Annotated in this window: 17 protein-coding genes and 2 tRNA genes; 5 read left to right on the top strand and 14 right to left on the bottom strand. The window is 69.1% G+C overall.

Features of this window, described 5'->3' with window-relative positions; all coding sequences use genetic code 11:
- Nucleotides 1–249 carry a hypothetical protein gene (locus AC3A46_RS02680; protein WP_045302758.1) on the top strand — a complete coding sequence of 83 codons (249 nt, stop codon included), beginning with the start codon at nt 1–3 and terminating at the stop codon, nt 247–249.
- An 11-nt stretch (nt 250–260) separates the two neighbouring features.
- Here AC3A46_RS02680 and AC3A46_RS02675 read toward each other — a convergent pair whose 3' ends face one another.
- From AC3A46_RS02675 to AC3A46_RS02665, 3 genes are read right to left on the bottom strand one after another with little or no spacing between them, the layout of a single operon-like run.
- Entirely contained in the window at nt 261–1613 is a 1353-nt protein-coding gene (locus AC3A46_RS02675; protein ID WP_487663681.1) for an MFS transporter, read from the bottom strand.
- Nucleotides 1610–1840 carry a hypothetical protein gene (locus tag AC3A46_RS02670; protein ID WP_487663680.1) on the bottom strand — a complete coding sequence of 77 codons (231 nt, stop codon included), beginning with the start codon at nt 1838–1840 and terminating at the stop codon, nt 1610–1612. The genes AC3A46_RS02675 and AC3A46_RS02670 overlap by 4 nt, the downstream gene beginning before the upstream one ends.
- On the bottom strand, nt 1837–2475 hold the full coding sequence (locus AC3A46_RS02665) for an ArsR/SmtB family transcription factor (RefSeq protein WP_487663679.1): 639 nt from the start codon (nt 2473–2475) through the stop codon (nt 1837–1839). The genes AC3A46_RS02670 and AC3A46_RS02665 overlap by 4 nt, the downstream gene beginning before the upstream one ends.
- Before the next feature lie 120 nt (nt 2476–2595).
- Here AC3A46_RS02665 and AC3A46_RS02660 point away from each other — a divergent pair, with 120 nt between their 5' ends.
- Nucleotides 2596–4647 carry a M3 family metallopeptidase gene (locus tag AC3A46_RS02660; protein WP_487663678.1) on the top strand — a complete coding sequence of 684 codons (2052 nt, stop codon included), beginning with the start codon at nt 2596–2598 and terminating at the stop codon, nt 4645–4647.
- Between the two features lie 95 nt (nt 4648–4742).
- On the opposite strand, the gene AC3A46_RS02655 is transcribed toward AC3A46_RS02660, so the two are convergent.
- The 6 genes from AC3A46_RS02655 to AC3A46_RS02630 form a co-directional block, all read right to left on the bottom strand.
- The gene (locus tag AC3A46_RS02655; protein ID WP_487663677.1) at nt 4743–5729 is read right to left on the bottom strand and encodes a serine hydrolase domain-containing protein; all 987 of its coding nucleotides are present in this window, start codon (nt 5727–5729) and stop codon (nt 4743–4745) included.
- 30 nt (nt 5730–5759) lie between these two features.
- Nucleotides 5760–7028: an ATP-dependent Clp protease ATP-binding subunit ClpX gene (gene clpX, locus AC3A46_RS02650; RefSeq protein ID WP_487663676.1), complete on the bottom strand. Its 1269-nt coding sequence runs from the start codon at nt 7026–7028 to the stop codon at nt 5760–5762.
- Between the two features lie 195 nt (nt 7029–7223).
- The gene (locus AC3A46_RS02645) at nt 7224–7901 is read right to left on the bottom strand and encodes an ATP-dependent Clp protease proteolytic subunit (RefSeq protein WP_487663675.1); all 678 of its coding nucleotides are present in this window, start codon (nt 7899–7901) and stop codon (nt 7224–7226) included.
- A 32-nt stretch (nt 7902–7933) separates the two neighbouring features.
- Nucleotides 7934–8527, bottom strand: a complete 594-nt coding sequence (locus tag AC3A46_RS02640) for an ATP-dependent Clp protease proteolytic subunit (protein ID WP_487663674.1) — start codon at nt 8525–8527, stop codon at nt 7934–7936.
- Nucleotides 8528–8684: 157 nt separating this feature from the next.
- A complete protein-coding gene (gene tig, locus AC3A46_RS02635) occupies nt 8685–10199 on the bottom strand; it encodes a trigger factor (RefSeq protein ID WP_487663673.1) in 1515 nt (504 codons plus the stop codon).
- Between the two features lie 81 nt (nt 10200–10280).
- Nucleotides 10281–10354, bottom strand: a tRNA-Pro gene (locus AC3A46_RS02630).
- Nucleotides 10355–10491: 137 nt separating this feature from the next.
- Between AC3A46_RS02630 and AC3A46_RS02625 the strand changes: the two genes are divergently transcribed.
- Together AC3A46_RS02625 and AC3A46_RS02620 are read left to right on the top strand one after the other, a co-directional pair.
- Nucleotides 10492–10562: transfer RNA gene (locus AC3A46_RS02625), tRNA-Gly, on the top strand.
- 151 nt (nt 10563–10713) lie between these two features.
- Nucleotides 10714–11619 (top strand): alpha/beta fold hydrolase, encoded by a 906-nt coding sequence (locus AC3A46_RS02620; protein WP_487663672.1) that lies wholly within the window; start codon nt 10714–10716, stop codon nt 11617–11619.
- A 12-nt stretch (nt 11620–11631) separates the two neighbouring features.
- Here AC3A46_RS02620 and AC3A46_RS02615 read toward each other — a convergent pair whose 3' ends face one another.
- A complete protein-coding gene (locus tag AC3A46_RS02615) occupies nt 11632–12171 on the bottom strand; it encodes a gamma carbonic anhydrase family protein (protein WP_487663671.1) in 540 nt (179 codons plus the stop codon).
- On the bottom strand, nt 12168–14315 hold the full coding sequence (locus tag AC3A46_RS02610) for an acyltransferase family protein (RefSeq protein ID WP_487663670.1): 2148 nt from the start codon (nt 14313–14315) through the stop codon (nt 12168–12170). The genes AC3A46_RS02615 and AC3A46_RS02610 overlap by 4 nt, the downstream gene beginning before the upstream one ends.
- 144 nt (nt 14316–14459) lie before the next feature.
- Here AC3A46_RS02610 and AC3A46_RS02605 point away from each other — a divergent pair, with 144 nt between their 5' ends.
- Nucleotides 14460–14942, top strand: a complete 483-nt coding sequence (locus AC3A46_RS02605; RefSeq protein WP_487663669.1) for a Dps family protein — start codon at nt 14460–14462, stop codon at nt 14940–14942.
- A gap of 44 nt (nt 14943–14986) precedes the next feature.
- Here AC3A46_RS02605 and AC3A46_RS02600 read toward each other — a convergent pair whose 3' ends face one another.
- The 3 genes from AC3A46_RS02600 to AC3A46_RS02590 are packed head-to-tail and all read right to left on the bottom strand — an operon-like array spanning nt 14987 to nt 18613.
- On the bottom strand, nt 14987–15655 hold the full coding sequence (locus tag AC3A46_RS02600) for a response regulator transcription factor (protein ID WP_487663668.1): 669 nt from the start codon (nt 15653–15655) through the stop codon (nt 14987–14989).
- A gap of 20 nt (nt 15656–15675) precedes the next feature.
- Entirely contained in the window at nt 15676–17067 is a 1392-nt protein-coding gene (locus tag AC3A46_RS02595; protein ID WP_487663667.1) for a sensor histidine kinase, read from the bottom strand.
- Nucleotides 17048–18613, bottom strand: a complete 1566-nt coding sequence (locus AC3A46_RS02590) for a multicopper oxidase family protein (protein WP_487663666.1) — start codon at nt 18611–18613, stop codon at nt 17048–17050. The genes AC3A46_RS02595 and AC3A46_RS02590 overlap by 20 nt, the downstream gene beginning before the upstream one ends.
- Nucleotides 18614–18692: the final 79 nt, after the last annotated feature.

Raw genomic sequence — 18692 nt, 5'->3', positions numbered from 1 at the left:
ATGCAGCTCGGAACACGTTGGACATCGGGCGACGAACCGCCGAAGGCCGTCCCGGACGCGCTGGTGCGCGGCATCCGTTCCGTCGATGAGACGATCCCCGCCGACCAGCTGGGTCAGCCGCGTCCGCGCTGGACGCTCACGTGGCTGGAGGGCAAGCCGATCGCGGAGCTCGACACGGGAGTGATCGTGTCGCTGGACGCCGACGGCGAAGCCGTCGTCCGGCATGATCCGGACGACGGCTTCGCGTAAGCCTCAGCGGCTCATTCCTCCGGCGCGTCGTGATGCGACGCCGAGAGGAGCAGCCGGATGGCGAACAGGGTCGCGACGAGCGTCACTCCCGCGGCGATGAGGAACGGCAGCCGCAGATCGATGCGGGCGACCCACCCGCCGAGAAGCGTCGCGAAGGGGAAGATGCCCCACGTGAAGGTGCGGGTGATCCCCAGCACGCGTCCGAAGATGCGACCCGGCACGATCGTCTGGCGCAGCGCCCCCCACGGCACGTTCCAGACGGAGACGGCCGCGGCCATGAGGCCGTACGCGATGGTCCCCGTGATCGCCTCGGGCGCCGCCCACACCGCAGCGAGGCTGATCGCCGCGACGACGTTGGCGCCGAGCATCACCGGGCCGCGGCCGAACTTCGCGACGAGGGACGAAGCCACCAACGAGCCCGCGAGCCCTCCGAGCCCGATCCCGGCGGTGACGACGCCGATCGCGGCCGCAGGCACGTGCTGCACGTCGAGGAAGTACAGGTACACCGGTGCCTGGGCGAACGCGAAGGCCGAACCGACGATCGAGGTGAAGATCACCATCGAGCGCAGGAACCGGTGATTCCAGAGGTACACGAAGGCGTCGCGAGCCGAGACGTTCGCGGAGGCGGGGGCAGCAGCATCCGTCTCCGCAGCCTCTTCTGAGGCCGCCAGGGGGTCGCCGGCTGCGACGGCCGCCTCAGCCCGCACCGGCGTGGCGCCCGCATCGCGCAGTGGACGAGCGGCTGAGAGCGGGAGCATCACTGCGAGGACGATCGGGATGAGGTAGCCCGCGGCTCCCACCCACAGCGGGAGCGCGAGCGAGATCGCGAACAGCACGCCCCCGATCGGCGAGGAGATGAAGCTGTCGATCGTGATCTGCGCGGCCTGCATCCAGCCGTTCGCGCGATCCAGCGCCGGGCGCTGGACGACCGCCGGCATGATCGCGTTCGTCGCGTTGTCGAACAGCGTCTCGCCGAGACCGAAGACCAGCACGCCGGCGAACAGCCACCAGATGTCGAGATTCCCCGAGACGGTGAGCAGAGCGAGCCCGACCGCAGCGAGCCCACGGATGCCGTTCGCGACGGCCATGATCCAGCGGCGGTCGAACCGGTCGACGAGCATGCCGGCCGGCAGGCCGAAGACGAGCCACGGGAGGAACGCGAGCGCGGTGATCGCCGAGATCGCGAGCGGGTCTCGGGTCAGGGTGGTGGCGATGAGCGGGACCGCCACGCGACCGAGGCCGTCCGCGAGGTTGCTGAACGCGGCCGCGGTCCACAGCTTTCCGAAATCGCGGCCGAGCGGGACCCTGCGCGCCCGCCCGGCCGACGATCCGGTCCGCTCGGCCGCGTCGACGCGTTCGCTCATCGCGGCAGCAGCCCCATCGCGGCTCGGGCCTCGGCGTCACGCCGAGCCCCGATCGCCGCGGCCTGTGCGGTCAGTGCGCGACGCTCTTCGGCGTCGTCTCGCCTTTCGACGCGTGCGACGACGTACGCGTCGAGAGCGGATGCTGCGCGCAGCAGCGCGCGGTCGAATCGGGTGGCGGATGCCCGGAACCCACGTGCCGCGAGTTCGTCTGCCGTGATGGCGGTCATGACTGTCCTCCTATTTGCGGGAGCGGGAACAGGTCGGCCCGGATGGTGACGGGGCGGACGTTCTCGCCTGTCTGATTGCGGTAGTTGTCGACGGTCTCGTCGATGAGCGCCATGATCTTGAGCGCCAGGTCTTTGCTCTGCTCGGGGGTGAGGCGCGCGGTCGCGGTGGAGATCAGCGTGCCTTCCTGCCACATCTGGTCCTCGCCGCCGATCCCGCGGTTGACGAAGTCGAGCAGCTGGTCGTTGCGGTTGCGCAGGAACTCGTTCATCACGACCTGCGTCGCCGCACGACCGGCGGGCGTCGCCATCGCATCGGGGTTCGCGAACGACACGCCTCCGACGGGGCGCTCCCACCACCGCTCGCGGCCCGTGCCGCGGTCCTCCGCCTCCCGGATGAGGTCCTGCTTGGCGAGAGCTCGGAGGTGGTAGCTCGTCGAGCCGCTGGATTCCCCCAGCCGCTCCGCGAGCGAGCTCGCCGTCTGCGGGCCGTACTGGCTGAGGATGTCGTAGATCTTCACGCGCAACGGGTGCGCCAGAGCCCGCAGCGCCCCGGAGTCGAGGACGCGATCCTGGTTGTGGCGCTCCTCGGTGCGGGCGGCGGCATCCGCGGTCTCGGGTGTCTCGTTCTCTGCCATGACCTCAGACTAGCGATGCAAAGAGTTCTTTGCAAGCACTTCTTTGCAATCAATCATTTGCAAGTGGTTCTTTGCAAAAGAGCCGCGGCATGGCCGACCCGCGTGACTAGGCTGGACGCCATGCCGAACGAGAACCCGCTCCTGTCCCCCAGCACGCTGCCGTACGGCCTGCCCCGATACGCGGACATCCGTCCCGAGCACTACCTGCCGGCGTTCGAGCAGGCGTTCGCGGATCACACCCGCGAGGTGGCGGCGATCACGCGCGTGCGCTCGATGCCGACGTTCGAGAACACGCTGGTGCCGCTGGAAGAGAGCGGACGTCTTCTGGGTGACGTCGCCCGCACGTTCTACACCGTGTCTTCGGCCGACGCGGCGCCCGAGATCCAGGAGATCGAGGAACAGCTCGCGCCCCTCATGTCGGCGCACCGGGACTCGATCCAGCTCGATGCGGACCTGTTCTGGCGCATCAGGACGATCCACGAACAGCTCGACGAGCTCGATCTGACGCCTGAGCAGCGGTACCTCGTAGAGCGCCACCACACCGAGATGGCGCACGCCGGCGCGGGACTGGACGACGCGTCGAAACAGCGTCTCACGGAGCTCAATCGGCGGCTTTCGACCCTGACGACGCAGTTCGAGAAGAACCTCCTTGCCGACACCAACGACCTGGCCGTCGTGTTCGACGACGCGTCCGAACTCGACGGGCTGTCGGAAGGCGAGCTGTCGGCGGCGGCGCAGGCGGCGGCCGACCGCGGACTCGGCGGGAAGTGGGTCGTGACGCTGACCCTCTTCACGGGGCACCCCTACCTGTCGAGCCTGACGAACCGCGGATCCCGTGCGCGCCTGCTCGCGGCATCCCGCTCCCGGGGCTCGCGCGGCAACGAGCACGACAACCGTGCGACCCTGCTCGAGATCGTCCGCCTCCGCGCCGAGCGGGCTTCGCTGCTCGGCTATGACTCGCACGCGGCGTACATCACGTCGGACGAGACCGCCGGCTCCCCCGCAGCGGTCCACGATCTGCTGCGACAGCTCGCGGCGCCGGCCGCACGCAATGCCCGGCGTGAGCAAGCCAAGCTGCAGGCCATCATCGACGCCGAGGCGGAGCCGTTCGCGCTGGAGGCGCACGACTGGGCGTTCTACACCGAGAAGGTGCGCGCGGCCGAGTACGACCTCGACCGCGCCGCGCTGCGCCCGTGGTTCGAGGCGGAACGAGTGCTCCAGGACGGCGTGTTCCGGGCCGCCACCGATCTGTACGGCATCACGTTCGCCGAGCGCACAGACCTCAGCGGCTACCACCCCGACACCCGCGTGTTCGAGATCCACAACGCGGACGGATCGACGCTCGGGCTGTACATCCTCGATCTGTACACACGTGACAGCAAGCGCGGCGGCGCGTGGATGAACTCGATCGTGCTGCAGTCGGGGCTGCGCGGCACGCAGCCGATCGTGGTCAACAACCTCAACGTGCCGAAGCCGGCCGAAGGGCGGCCGACGCTGCTCAGTCTCGACGAGGTGACCACGCTGTTCCACGAGTTCGGACACGCCCTGCACGGGCTGTTCGCGACCGTGACCTACCCGCATTTCGCCGGTACCAACGTCTACCGCGACTTCGTCGAGTTCCCGAGTCAGGTCAACGAGATGTGGATCTACTGGCCCGAGATCCTTGCTTCGTATGCCCGCCACATCGACACCGGCGAGCCGCTGCCCGCCGAGATCGTCGAGAAGCTGCACTCGTCGGAGGCGTTCAACCAGGGCTTCGCGACGAGCGAGTACCTCGCCGCGGCATGGCTCGACCAGGCGTGGCACTCGCTGTCGGTCGACGACGCTGCGGCGGACATCGACGTCGCGGACTTCGAGGCGGCCGCACTCGCCGACATCGGGCTCGACAACGCGGTCGTGCCGACCCGATACTCCTCGACCTACTTCGCCCACGTCTTCTCGGGCGGCTACAGCGCCGGCTACTACTCGTACATCTGGAGCGAGGTGCTCGACGCCGACACGGTGGAGTGGTTCCGCGAGAACGGCGGCCTTCGTCGCGAGAACGGCGATCGCTTCCGCGGCCGGCTGCTGGGGGTGGGCGGTTCGAAGGACCCGCTCGAGGCCTACCGCGACTTCCGAGGCCGCGACGCCGAGATCCAGCCGCTGCTCGAGCGCCGCGGACTGGCAGGGTAGCCGACGCTCACCGCAGGTCGAGCCCGCGGGCGACGGCGCGCACCCGCTCGGCCATCACGGCCGAGAAGGGGCGCACGGTCGGCATGGGCCGAAGGCTACCCGGCCCCTCCGACACCGCCTGCCCGGATCGCGCCCATCAGCTCGCGGACGCGCACGAAGGTCGGCACCTCCACGTTCGCGAGGCCGGTGACGGTGGTCGCTGTCGGAGCGTGGTGCCGGCTCACCGCCACCACGCCGTGGTCGCCGCCTGAGATGACGAGATCCCCGCCATCGAGCCACACGCCGCGGCCGTAGCCGAGATCGTCGCCCGCGTCGGCGATGACCCGCTCGGTGAGCAGCGCCACCAGCGAGGGGTCGATGATGCGCCCCGCCAGGAGAGCCAGCCAGAACCGGTGGAGATCGCCCACGGTGGAGTGCGCTCCCCCGTCACCGGACCCGACGACCGGCAGTTCGAATATGTTGGTGCGGCCGTCATCCTTGTAGCCGGTCGCGGTGCCCGGCGGAAGCAGATCGGAGCGGGGGAAGCCGGTTGACGTCATGCCCGCGGGCTCGAACACGCGTGCCCGCAAGAGGTCGGCGAACGGGGTGCCCGAGACGCGCTCGGCGATGATCGCAAGCACCACGTAGCCGCCGTTGCAATAGGAGAACCGTTCGCCCGCGCGGAACTTCGTCGGGAAGCCCTCGAGCATCGGCAGATAGGCCGGCGTGGAGTCCAGAGTCTGCACCGGCACGCTGAGGGGCGCCAGCGCATCCACCTCCTCGTCGAGATAGTCCCCGATTCCGGACGTATGGCTCAGCAGATGGTCGATCGTGACGTCGTCGGCGATGAGCGGCAGGTCGTCCTGGAGGATCTCACGCGCGGGGCTGTCCTGCCGCAGCAGACCGTCGCCGATGAGCGAAAGCGTGGCGACGGCGGTGAAGGTCTTCGTTCCGCTCGCAAGCCCGAACCGCGTCTCGGGGCTGTTCGGCGCACCCGCCGTTCGGTCGGCGAGCCCGACAGCCCACTCCTCCAGCACATCGTCACCACGGCGCACGCTGATGACGCCGCAGAAGCCCTCGAGGTCCGGTACGACATCGCCCATTCGTGGAACTCCCGCGGTCGTGGATTCCGGTCAGGCGCTCTTGCGCTTCTCCCGCAGCACGAGAGTGGGCGGAGCGCCCTCGTCGACGGCGGCACGGGTCACGATGACCTTGTCGACGTCGTCGGTGGACGGGATCTCGAACATGATCGGGCCGAGGACGTCCTCGAGGATCGCTCGCAGTCCGCGCGCACCGGTCTTACGCGCCACCGCGAGGTCGGCGATCGCCTCGAGCGCCTCGCGATCGAACTCGAGCGTCACCCCGTCGAGTTCGAACATGCGATGGTACTGCTTCACGAGCGCGTTCTTCGGCTCGGTGAGGATCTCCATGAGCGCCTCGCGGTCAAGCGGCGAGACCGAGGCGACGACGGGGAGCCGCCCGATGAACTCGGGGATCAGGCCGAACTTGTGCAGGTCTTCCGGCTGCACGTCGCCGAACAGGTTGAGGTCTTCGTCCTTGCGGTGCAGCGAGGCGCCGAAGCCGACACCGTGCTTCCCGACGCGAGAGGAGATGATGTCTTCCAGCCCGGCGAACGCGCCGGCCACGATGAACAGCACGTTCGTCGTGTCGATCTGGATGAACTCCTGGTGCGGGTGCTTGCGGCCGCCCTGGGGCGGGACCGAGGCGACGGTGCCCTCGAGGATCTTCAGGAGCGCCTGCTGCACGCCCTCTCCCGACACGTCGCGCGTGATCGAGGGGTTCTCCGCCTTGCGGGCGATCTTGTCGACCTCGTCGATATAGATGATGCCGGTCTCGGCGCGCTTCGTGTCGAAGTCGGCGGCCTGCAGAAGCTTGAGGAGGATGTTCTCGACGTCCTCGCCGACGTAGCCGGCCTCCGTCAGGGCAGTGGCGTCGGCCACCGCGAACGGCACGTTGAGGCGTTTTGCGAGTGTCTGTGCGAGGTAGGTCTTGCCGCAGCCCGTCGGGCCGAGCAACAGGATGTTGCTCTTCGCGAGCTCGATCTCGTCGGCGCGCTGCTCTGCGGACTGGATCGTCCCGTGGGCACGGACGCGCTTGTAGTGGTTGTACACGGCGACCGACAGCGCGCGCTTGGCGTCGGTCTGGCCGACGACGTACTCCTCGAGGAAGGCGAAGATCTCCCGAGGCTTCGGCAGGTCGAAATCAGCGACGACGCCGGACGACGACTCGGCCATGCGCTCTTCGATGATCTCGTTGCACAGCTCGACGCATTCGTCGCAGATGTAGACGCCGGGGCCGGCGATCAGCTGCTGGACCTGCTTCTGGCTCTTGCCGCAGAAGGAGCACTTGAACAAGTCGGCGCTCTCACCGATGCGTGCCATGCCGCTCCTCCTCGTACGTCGGGGGCGAGCCCCCAGCTGTTCTCCGAGCCTAATAGCTGACGCCGACATGCGGCGGCATTGCGACGCACGTTGTGGATGACCCGCGGTTCGCGGAGAGAGAACCCCGCCCGCGCACGCGAGTGCCCCGCCGCCCGGTCCTCCGGGCGGCGGGGCACTGAGCTCCGCGTGGAGCGACTACTTCGTCAGGGCCTGCTGGCCGCGCTTGCGCGTGGTCAGCACCTGATCGACGAGGCCGTAGGTGACCGCCTCCTCCGCGGACAGGATCTTGTCGCGATCGATGTCCTTGTTGACCTCTGCCTGCGTCTTGTGCGAGTGCTTCGCGAGCGTCTCCTCGAGCCAGGTCCGCATCCGCAGGATCTCGGCCGCCTGGATCTCGATGTCCGACGCCTGACCGTGGCCGGCCTCGCCGACGGCGGGCTGGTGGATCAGGATGCGGGCATTCGGCAGCGCCAGGCGCTTGCCGGGTGCGCCGGCAGCGAGCAGGACGGCCGCAGCGGACGCCGCCTGACCCAGCACGACCGTCTGGATCTGCGGCGAGACGTACTGCATCGTGTCGTAGATCGCGGTCATCGCCGTGAACGAGCCGCCGGGCGAGTTGATGTACATGATGATGTCACGGTCGGGGTCCTGCGACTCGAGCACGAGCAGCTGGGCCATGACGTCATCGGCCGAGGCATCGTCGACCTGGACTCCCAGGAAGATGACGCGGTCCTCGAAGAGCTTGTTGTACGGATCCTGGCGCTTGTAGCCGTAGGCCGTGCGCTCCTCGAACTGCGGCAGGATGTAGCGGCTGCCGGGCATCTGGAGGCCCTGGGGCGCCAGCGGGGCGCCGCCGAAGGTGGGGGTCTGCATGCGGGTTCTCTCTCTTTCGCCTTCGGTTGCCGTCAGTTCGCGGATCCGGCGGTGCCGCCGCCGCCGATGACGTCGAGCGCCGAGTCGCGGATGTGGTCGACGAAGCCGTACTCGAGCGCCTCTGCGGCGGTGAACCAGCGGTCGCGGTCGCCGTCGGCGTTGATCTGCTCGACCGTCTTGCCGGTCTGCGAGGCCGTGATCTCTGCAAGCCGCTTCTTCATGTCGAGGATCAGCTGCGCCTGGGTCTGGATGTCGCTCGCGGTGCCGCCGAAGCCGCCGTGCGGCTGGTGCAGCAGGACGCGGGCGTTCGGCGTGATGTAGCGCTTGCCCTTCGTGCCTGCGGTGAGCAGCAGCTGGCCCATCGAGGCGGCCATGCCGATGCCGACCGTGACGATGTCGTTGGGCACGAACTGCATCGTGTCGTAGATCGCCATGCCTGCCGTGATCGAGCCGCCGGGCGAGTTGATGTAGAGGTAGATGTCCTTCTCGGAATCCTCAGCGGCGAGAAGCAGGATCTTCGCGCAGATCTCGTTGGCGTTGTCGTCACGCACCTCCGACCCCAGCCAGATGATGCGGTCCTTCAGCAGCCTGTCGAAGACGCTGGTCGCGACAAGTGGTTCGGCCATGTGTACTCCTGTTTCCTTGGGTCGCCATCGAATCTACCGGCGCCTCGCGAACGACCCGCCCGTGTTCGCCCTGGGCAGAGCGGGGTGAAGACGGAAGAGGACGGATGCCGCGGCATCCGTCCTCTTCTGTCGACCGGTCAGCAGACCGAAACGGGTCTCACTCGGCGTCGGCGGCCTTCTTGGCCGGGGCCTTCTTGGCGGCCGGCTTCTTGGCGGGAGCCTTCGCGGCGGTCTCGGCGCCCTCCGCGGCCGCCTTCTTCGCGGCGGGCTTGCGCGCGGGAGCCTTCTTGGCGGGCTTCTCGGCGGCCTCGGCCTCTTCGGCCTCGATCACGGCGTCGGCGTCGGCTGCGGCATCCGCGATCTCCTCCGCCTCCTCGACGACCTCTTCCTCGTCGTCGGTGGCGACGAAGCCGCTGAGGTCGACGGGCTTGCCGTTCGTGTCGACGACGTTGACCTTGCCGAGCGCCACGGCGAGAGCCTTGTTGCGGGCGACCTCGCCGATGATGGCGGGGAGCTGGTTGCCCTCCTGCAGCGCGTTCACGAAGTCCTGCGGTGCCATGCCGTACTGGGCGGCCGACTGCACGAGGTACTGCGTGAGCTCGTCCTGCGAGACCTGCACGTCGACCGTCTCGGCGATCTTGTCGAGCAGCATCTGCGTCTTGAACTGCTTCTCGCTCGCCTCGGCGACCTCGGCGCGGTGGACGTCGTCCTCGAGACGGCCTTCGCCCTCGAGGTGGTTGTGCACCTCGTCCTCGATGAGCTGCGGCGGGACGGGGATCTCGACCTGCTCGAGCAGCGTCTCGATCAGCTTGTCGCGGGCGGCAGAGCCCTGCGTGAAGGCGCCCTGCTGGCCGACGCGCTCCTTGAGGCTGTCGCGCAGCTCGGTGATCGTGTCGAACTCGCTCGCGATCTGGGCGAAGTCGTCGTCGGCCTCGGGCAGCTCGCGCTCCTTGACGGCCTTGACGGTCACCGAGACCTCGGCCTCGTCGCCGGCGTGGTCGCCGCCGACGAGCTTCGAGCGGAAGGTGGTGTCCTCACCGGCGGTGAGCGAGTCGATGGCCTCGTCGATGCCCTCGAGCAGCTCGCCCGAGCCGACCTCGTAGGAGACGCCCTCGGCGCGGTCGATCTCGTTGCCGTCGATCGTGGCGACGAGGTCCAGCTCGACGAAGTCGCCGGTGGCGGCGGGACGGTCGACGGTCACGAGCGTGCCGAAGCGGGCGCGCAGGCGGTCGAGCTCCTCGTCGATCGCGGCCTCGTCGACCTCGATCGCGTCGACCTCGACGGTGGTGCCCTCGAAGGACGGCAGGTCGAACTCGGGACGCACGTCGACCTCGACGGTGACCTCGAGGTCGCCCGAGAAGTCCTTCTCGTTCGGCCAGGTGGTGACGTCGGCCGACGGACGGCCGAGCACGCGCAGCTCGTGGGCGGCAGCGGCCTCGCGGTAGAAGGTGTCGAGACCCTCGCTGACGGCGTGCTCGAGCACCGCGACACGGCCGATGCGCTGATCGATGATCGGCGCGGGCACCTTGCCCTTGCGGAATCCGGGGATCTGCACGTCCTGCGCGATGTGCTCGTAAGCGTGCTTGATCGACGGCTTGAGCTCGTCGGGGGTGACCGTGATGTGCAGCTTGACCCGGGTGGGGCTGAGCTTCTCGACGGTGCTGTTCACCATGCCTGTACTTCTCCTCTTTCCGGCCGCACGCGGCAGCGTGCGGTTGAAGGTCTGGGTTCGAAAATTCCGAGGGCCGTGATGTCGGGGCGACAGGATTTGAACCTGCGGCCTCCCGCTCCCAAAGCGGGCGCTCTACCAAGCTGAGCTACGCCCCGGGCGGGTTCGCACGCGTGCGTGCGCCTTTCGGCCCCGAGAAGTCTAGCCGACGAGCCCGGGACGTTGCCCATCGCGGGTCGGAACGGGATGACCTCCGCGATGTAATACGATTGAGCGGTGCCCCTCAGCGGGCCTCGGGGATGTAGCTCAATGGTAGAGCCTCAGTCTTCCAAACTGATGGTGCGGGTTCGATTCCCGTCATCCCCTCCGAATGCCCTTCCGCGGCGGGCCGAAGGCCGCCGCGGAAGGGCTCTCTCATTCACATCGTGCGATCTGCTCCCGCGTGCCCTACTGTTCCCGGGTCGCACTGTCGCGGCACACTGGGTGCGGAACTGTTGCATGCCCTCCAGGAGTCGCGATGAGCAGCCGTAAGCCGAGTCCCGAGCCGGGTGAGCGCAAGCTCCCGCGGCGCCCCGCGTCGCAACTCGCCGAGAAGTGGACGCGCATCGACGGCGTCGACGTCTTCTACCGGGAGTCGCCGAATCCGACCGCGGACGAGCGCGTCATGGCGCACGTGCACGGGTTCGGGCTCTCCGGCCGCTACCTCCTGCCGACGGCCGAGCGGCTCGCCGACGAGTTCCACACCTATGTCCCCGACCTTCCCGGATTCGGCCGCAGCGGCAAGCGCAGGGACATGCTCGACATCCCCGATCTCGCGCGTGCCGCGGTCGACTTCCTCGACGACCGCGGCGTCGAGAAGGCGACGCTCGTCGGCAACTCGATGGGCTGCCCCGTCATCATCGAGTTCGCGCACCGCTACCCCGAGCGCATCGATCGCGCGGTGCTGGTCTCGCCGGCGGGCGGACTGTTCAACCAGCCGCTGCGCCGGGCGATCAAGCAGCTCTCGCAGGATGCTCCGCGCGAGCCGGTGAAGATGGCGCGGGTCGCCGTGCCCGACTACGTGCGCTTCGGGGTGCCGAGCACGATGAAGATGTTCCGCTCGCTCACGCAGTACCCGTCACTGCAGCGGCTGCTCGAGATGCGCATCCCCACGCTGGTCGTGCTGGGCCAGCGCGATCCGCTCCTGCCCCACGCGCACCGCGTCGACGAGATCGCCAGTCAGACCGACAGCCATGTGCTCGTCGTCATGCTCGAGGGCGCCGCCCACGCGATCAACTTCAGCCATCCGGGGCAGCTGGCCCACGTCATCCGTCACTTCATGGACGACCTGCCGATCGAGAACGATCCGGCCTGGCCCGGCCACGTGCGCCTGTACGAGGTGCACCGCGGCAAGCACCACCCGCCCGCGCAGCCGCGCGGCTGACGCCTCGCCGCCTCAGACGAGGGGCATCGCGTCGCGGTGCTCGTCGATGTGCGCGAGGTAGTGCTCGGCGTTGCGGAGAAGCCCTGCACGCTCCTGCGCGCTGAGCTCCCGGCGCACCTTCGCGGGCACACCCGCGACCAGGGACCCGTCCGGGATCTCGGAGCCCTCGAGCACGACCGCCCCACCGGCCACGAGGCATCCCGATCCGATCTTCGCGCCGTTGAGCACCACCGCGCCCATGCCGATGAGCGAGCCGTCGCCGATCGTGCAGCCGTGGACGACGGCGTTGTGGCCGACGGAGACGTTCTCGCCGATCACGACGGGCCTGCCGGCGTCGACGTGGACGGAGACGTTGTCTTGGAGGTTGCTGTTGGCCCCCACGGTGATGGTGTCGCCGTCGGCGCGGAGAACCGCGTTGTACCAGACGCTGGCACCGGGGCCGAGGGTGACGCCCCCGACCACGCGCGCACCGGCGGCGACGAACGACGTGGGGTCGAGCGAGGGCGTCCTGCCCGCTGCGACGAGGACCGATGCTCCGGGTGCGACCGTCATGATCCGACCCTATTCGTCAGCGCCTTCTCGATGGCGTCGGTGTACCAGGGCGCCAGCGTGTCGGAGAACGTGACCGTCAGGTGGTCCTGGTCCCGGTAGATGTTCGCCCCGCCGACGACCGGCGCGCAGGTGTCGGCGCCGCAGAACACGTCGGTGAAGTCGAGCAGTGTGACGGAGTCGAGACCGGATGCTGCGCCCCGGAGCGGATCGTCCTCCACCAGCACGTCGGAGCGCGGGCCATCGCATTCAGACATGTCGTGCGTGCGCAGGCACTTGTTCGGGTCGGTCTCCCACACCGGGTTGTCGGCGACGGTGATGACCGGGATCCCGCGGTCGGTGACCGTGCTCCACGCGTCGCGGTAGCCGGCGACGGCCGCGTCGTAGGAGGAGTCGTAGCCGGCCGCCGAGTACGGAGTGGTCGCGATCGCCGCGGTGAACACGGCGTCGAGGTCGGCGTCGTCGATCGCGTTCTGCACGCGGTCTCGCCATTCGGTGCAGGCCGCGCCGAACGCCCCCGGCGTAGCCAGCGGTGTGGCGTTCCAGGGACAGGCGCCCTTGAACCAGGTCACGAGCTGCCAGCCGTTCTCGTCCGCCATGCGCTGGAACGTCGACAGCAGCTGGTAGGCGTGGCTGTCGCCGATGAGCGCGACGCGCGGGGCGTCGGGGTCGTCCGAGCCGAAGGTGCACGAGACGGGTCTCGAATCGGTGAGCTGCACGAAGCAGTCCGGGTTCTCGGGCCGGTCGATGCCCGCGAAGCCGGGTGCGGGGAGGATCGTGTCGCCGAAGTCCGCGTCCGCGCAGGAGGGGTCGAGGACGGACGCTGCGCCGAAGCAGTCGGGCGGACTCTGCTGCAGCTCCGCGATGTCGCGGGTGCCCTGGCTGTACAGGGGCGCGTTGACGAACCAGGCGGAGGCGGCCACCAGAGCGACCACGATCATCGCGGCGAGCGACGACCACAGGGTCACGCGGGCGGGGCGCGAGGTGAGCACCTTCCAGCCGCGGGCGGGATCCTCGACGAATCGCTTCGTGAGCCATGCGAGAACGAAGCACAGCACCAGCAGCGCGACGCGATGGTAGATGGTGAGGCCCCAGAACGGCACGGAGGGTGCGATGACGATCAGCGGCCAGTGCCACAGGTAGAGCGAATACGAGATGTCTCCGACGAACTGCGCGGGACGGATCGCGAGGATGCGGGTGGGGTACCACCAGCGCTCGGTGTTCGAGGCTGCGATGACCGCGGCCGCGCCGAGAGTCGGCAGCGCCGCCATGTAGCCGGGGAACGGCGTCTGCCCGTCGAACGTGAAGGCGACGTAGAGAAGGAGCAGGATGCCGCCCCAGCCGAGCACGAAGCTCCCGATCGCATGACGGATCCTGAGCATCGGCACGAGCGCGATCAGGGCGCCCACGCCGAACTGCCACATGCGGCCGAACGTGACGAAGTACGCGGGCGCGGGGTTCGTGATCGTGAAGACGACGCAGAACACGAACGAGACGGCGGTCACGATGCCGAGCGTCGCGATGATGACGCGGCGCCGGGCGCCGCGGAAGAACTTCACGCCGATCCACGCTGCCAGCAGCATGATGAGCGGCCACATCACGTAGAACTGCTCTTCGAGCGACAGCGACCAGTAGTGCTGCACCGTGGTGGGCGAACCCGAGTGGTTGAGGTAGTCGGCGGAGTTGAGCGCCAGGTACCAGTTCTCGACGTAGAACGTCGACGCGAGGATCTCGCGCACCTCGTTCGGCAGCGCCGACGTGGGCATGAGATACGGCGACATCACGACGACGGCGCAGAACAGCAGGACGAGGAGGGAAGCCGGGAGCAGGCGCCGTGCGCGTCGCGCCCAGAACTGGCCCAGCTTCACCGAGCCGGTGGCGGTCAGCTCGCGCATGAGATGCGCGGTGATGAGGAAGCCCGAGATCACGAAGAAGATGTCGACGCCGATGTAGCCGCCCGTGAGCCGGCCCGGCCAGAAGTGATACAGCACGACGCACAGCACGGCGATCGCACGCAGACCCTGCACATGCGGGATGAAGCGCGAGGGCTCGGCGTGTTCGGGCGAGCGGTCGCGGGGCTCGCCGGTCACGGTCTTGGCGGGAACGCTCAGATGCTGCGGTCCGAGGTCGTGGTCGGCGGAAGGCACGAATCGACGTTAGCCGCTGTCAAGCCGTCGCCCCGCACCGACGGTGCGGATTCCCCGGTTTAGCCCAGCCTTCTCTTGCTTGCGGAATGACTCCCGCTGAGTAGCGTTGCAGTCACCGGAGGCCGAAAGATGGAGACGAGCGACATGACGAACACCCAGACCACCCCCGCAACCGCAGCGAACCCCGACGTCGCCGCCGCGACGGCGCAGTTCCTCACCCCCGTCGTCCTGGGCCTGCAGGCCCTGGCTGTCAACGGAAAGCAGGCGCACTGGAACGTGCGCGGCGCGAACTTCATCGCGATCCACGAACTGCTCGACTCCGTGGTCGCCCACGCTCAGGCCGGCGCCGACCAGGCCGCCGAGCGCATCGTGGCCCTCGGGCTTCCGATCGACGCCCGCGTCGGCACGGTCGCCCAGAAGACCTCGACTGCGGTCCCCGCAGGCTTCACGCAGTGGGATGCGCTCATCCGCAACGTGATCTCCGACATGGACGCGGTCATCGCCGACACGCAGGCCGCGATCGACGGACTGGACGAGTTCGATCTCACCAGCCAGGACATCGCGATCGGCATCAAGGAGTCGCTCGAGAAGGACCGCTGGTTCCTCTTCGCGCACCTCGCCGAGTGATCCGATGACGAAGGCCCCCGGGATTCCCGGGGGCCTTCGTCGTGTCACGGATTCTGCAGGAAGGCGAGCACCGCGAGGACCCGGCGGTGCTCGGTGCCCGACTCCTCGAGCCCGAGCTTCGCGAAGATCGCGCTGATGTTCTTCTCCACCGCTCCCACGCCGATGAACAGCCGCTGCGCGATGCTCGCATTGCTGCGCCCCTCGGCCATCAGCGTCAGAACATCGCGCTCGCGCGGCGTCAGCGTGGAGAGCGGATCCGGCCGCGCCGAGAGCAGCCCTTGTACGACGAGTGGATCGAGCACGGTCCCCCGCTCGCGGACACGGCGGACGGCGTTGGTGAACTCGTCGAGGGACGTGACGCGATCCTTCAAGAGGTAGCCGACGCCGCCCTCGCCGCCGGCGAGCAACTCCTTCGCGTAGACGCCCTCGACGTACTGACTGAGGACGAGGATGCCGACGGCGGGGAGAGCGGCGCGCACGGCCAGCGCCGCACGGATCCCCTCGTCACGGAAGCCGGGCGGGAGGCGGACGTCGAGGATCGCGACATCCGCCCGTGCGTCCGTCACACGCTCCACGACGTCATCGGCGTCGCCCCACGCTCCCGCGGTCGTATACCCGGCCTCGTCGAACAGGCGCACGAGTCCTTCGCGCAGCAGCACGGAGTCCTCGAACAGGACGACACGAAGGGGTGCGGAATCGGGCGACGCGGCCATCCCCTCAGAATAGGGATCCGTCATGGCGTCACCACGAGCGGGATGTGCGCGCCGACCGACGTCGGGCCGCCGACCGGACTCGTCATCACGAGCATCCCACGCAGGCCCGCGACGCGCTCGCGCAGACCTTCCAGGCCATGCCCCGGCGTGACGACGGCTCCGCCGCGACCGTTGTCGACCACCCAGACGTCCAGATGCGTGGGCGTGCCCGCAGCGCTGCGCCGCAGCGACGCGCGCAACGTCGCGCCGGTGGCGCCGGAATGCTTGACGGCGTTCGTCATCAGCTCCGCGACCACGAAATAGACCGTGCGGGCGACCTCCTGACTGACGACGCGGTCGATGGCCGGATCGACGTCCACCTGGACCCGCAGCGGCGAGCCCGTCGCGAGCGCGTCGAGCGCGGCGGCCAGGCCACGGTCCTGCAGAAGGGGCGGCGCGACGCCGCTCGACAGCGCACGCAGCTCGTCGAGCGCGGCCTTCGCGTGACCGCGCGCCTCGCGGGCGAGCTCGGCCGCGGCATCCGCGTCTCCCGATTCGGCGCGGCGCTCCAGAGCGGCCAGGTCCATCTGCAGCCGCACCAGGCGCTGCTGCGGACCGTCGTGGATGTCCCGTTCCAGGCGGCGCAGCGCCAGGTCTTCGGCATGGACGGCGGCACCGCGGGCGGCGGCTTCCGCGCGCACCTCGGCGGCGAGCTCGTCCGAGGTCCACCGGCCGAGCATGCCCTTCGCGACGGCGTGGTGGCCGAGGGCGAGCCCGCCGAGCACCCACGGCATCGTGAAGGTGAACACGATGCCCGCGACCAGGTAGAGCGTGACCTCGATCGCCCAGCCGCTCCATCCGCCGAACAGCCCCGGCACGGCGTCCGCAACGAAGCGGCCCCAGTCGCCGCCGTCGCCCCGGGGCAGGAAGACACCCCAGAACCAGTACGTGAGGCCACCCAGCCCGACGCTCAGCCATACGGTCGTCAGCACGAACGAGATGGTGCTGATGATCGGGCTCACGATCATGCCGTGAACGAGGTACAGCCAGTAATGGGCATTGCGGATGGGGCGCGTGAGCGTCATCCAGAATCCGGAGGTGTCGGGCTTGTCGCGGTTCCACTCCGGCTCGGCGATCGCGGGCAGACCCGTGAGCAGCAGCAGGAACCGGTCGGCCACGCCGAACCCGCGCGCGATGAGCAGCGTCAGCACGACGAGCGGCAGGCCGATCACGAGGATGAGCAGGCCCACACCCGTCGAGAAGAGCGCGGCGAGCACGCTCACCGAGACCATCGCGAGGACGAAGACGGCCAGGAGGTACAGCGCACTGCCCGGTGTGCGCACCCAGGCGCGTCCGTAGTGCGCCCAGAACCCTGCGGCGGGCTGAGCCGCGGCCGGCGGCAGCGGGGCGGGCTCAGTGGTCGTGACGGTCATCGGTGTCTCCCTCGGGACGCTTCAGCTCGGACCGCTGGCCCGGTTCGACGACCAGGAACTGTCCCATCATGCCCTGGTCCTCGTGCCACAGCAGGTGGCAGTGATACATGTACGGCGTGGTCGGATCGGCGTAGTCCTCGAACCGCACCAGCAGGCGGTACTCACGCTCGCCCTCGAGCGCGATCGTGTCTTTGAGACCCGCGAGTCGCGGCGGCGGCGGAGCGCCGTCGACGCTGAGGATCCGGAACTGCGTGTCGTGGACGTGGAACGAGTGCGGGAGCGGATTGCCGTTGCGCACGGCCCACACCTCGCTCGTGCCGACCGTTGCGACGACGTCGGCGCGGCCGAGGTCCATCTGCCGGTCGTCGATGCTGTGCCCCGACATCACGAACGTGCGCTCGGCGGCGGCATCCGCATCGTCCGCGGCCGGCAGGTTCGCGAGCCGTGTCGGCACCTCCGGCGAGGGGGTCAGGGATGCCGCGGCCCGCAGTTGCATCACGTCGAACGCCGCGGAACCCGCGTGAAGAGCCGGGTCGGGAGCCTCGGAGCGCAGCACGACCCGCTCCCCCGGGCTCATCGTCACCACGACCTCCGCACGTTCGCCGGGCGACAGCGGGATGCCGGTCGCGCGCACCGGCTCCTCGAGCAGGCCGCCGTCGGTCGCGATGAGGTCGAACGGGCGGCCATCGGCGAACGCGAAATCGTACATGCGCGCGCTCGAGCCGTTGAGCAAGCGCAGCCGCACCCGCTCGGTCCCGACCTCGAGATACGGCGCGACGGTGCCGTTGACGAGGATCGTGTCGCCGAGCACGCCGTCGAACTGCATGCCGAGCCCACCGGCGAACGACCCGTCGCTGTGGAACGAACGGTCCTGCACGATCACCGGGAAGTCGTCGACGCCGTACTCGCGCGGGAGCGGCAGCGCCGACTCGTCGTCGTCGCGGACCAGGAACATGCCGGCCAGCCCCGCGTCGACCTGCTCCCTCGTGCGCTCGTGCAGATGCGGGTGGTACCACAGCGTCGCGGCGGGCTGATCGATCGTCCACTCCGGCTGCCACGTGGCCCCGGGCGCGATCGGCGCGTACGGACCTCCGTCCATCGCTGCGGGCAGATGCATGCCGTGCCAGTGCACCGTCGTGGGGTCGGGGAGCCCGTTCGTCACATCGACGCGCACGGTCTCGCCGCGATGGGCGACGAGGGTGGGTCCGAGGTAGGCGCCGTCGTAGCCGAGAGTGGGCGTCTCGCCCGCGGTGACGAACGACGAGCTCCCTTCCTGAGGTGTCAGCTCGAAGACGCGCACGCCGTTGTCGACGCGCGATGGGGCGAGCGGCGGCACGGCGAGCGGTGCACCGAAGTCGAGCGTGCCCGCGGCGGGAGGTGTCGCCCGAACGGCGTTCGTCGCGAACCAGATCCCGGCGGCCCCGACGAGCAGGACGATGACGGCGAGAGGGATGGTGACGAGCGCGATGACGAGCCGGCGGCGTCGCCTTCTCCGGGGCGGAGCCGGCGGTGCGGCGGCGCTCACGGCAGACGGAGGGAGGGTCATGCCTCCAGCCTCGCGACGACGCCGGCGCGGCGGCATCCGACCCCCTCCCGAACCCGTACGGGGGAAGACCCCCGGACGA

Source organism: Microbacterium sp. Soil_C_42 (assembly GCF_057656735.1).
The sequence above is the reverse complement of the archived record's forward strand: the minus strand, read 5'-3'. Positions and strand labels throughout refer to the sequence as shown.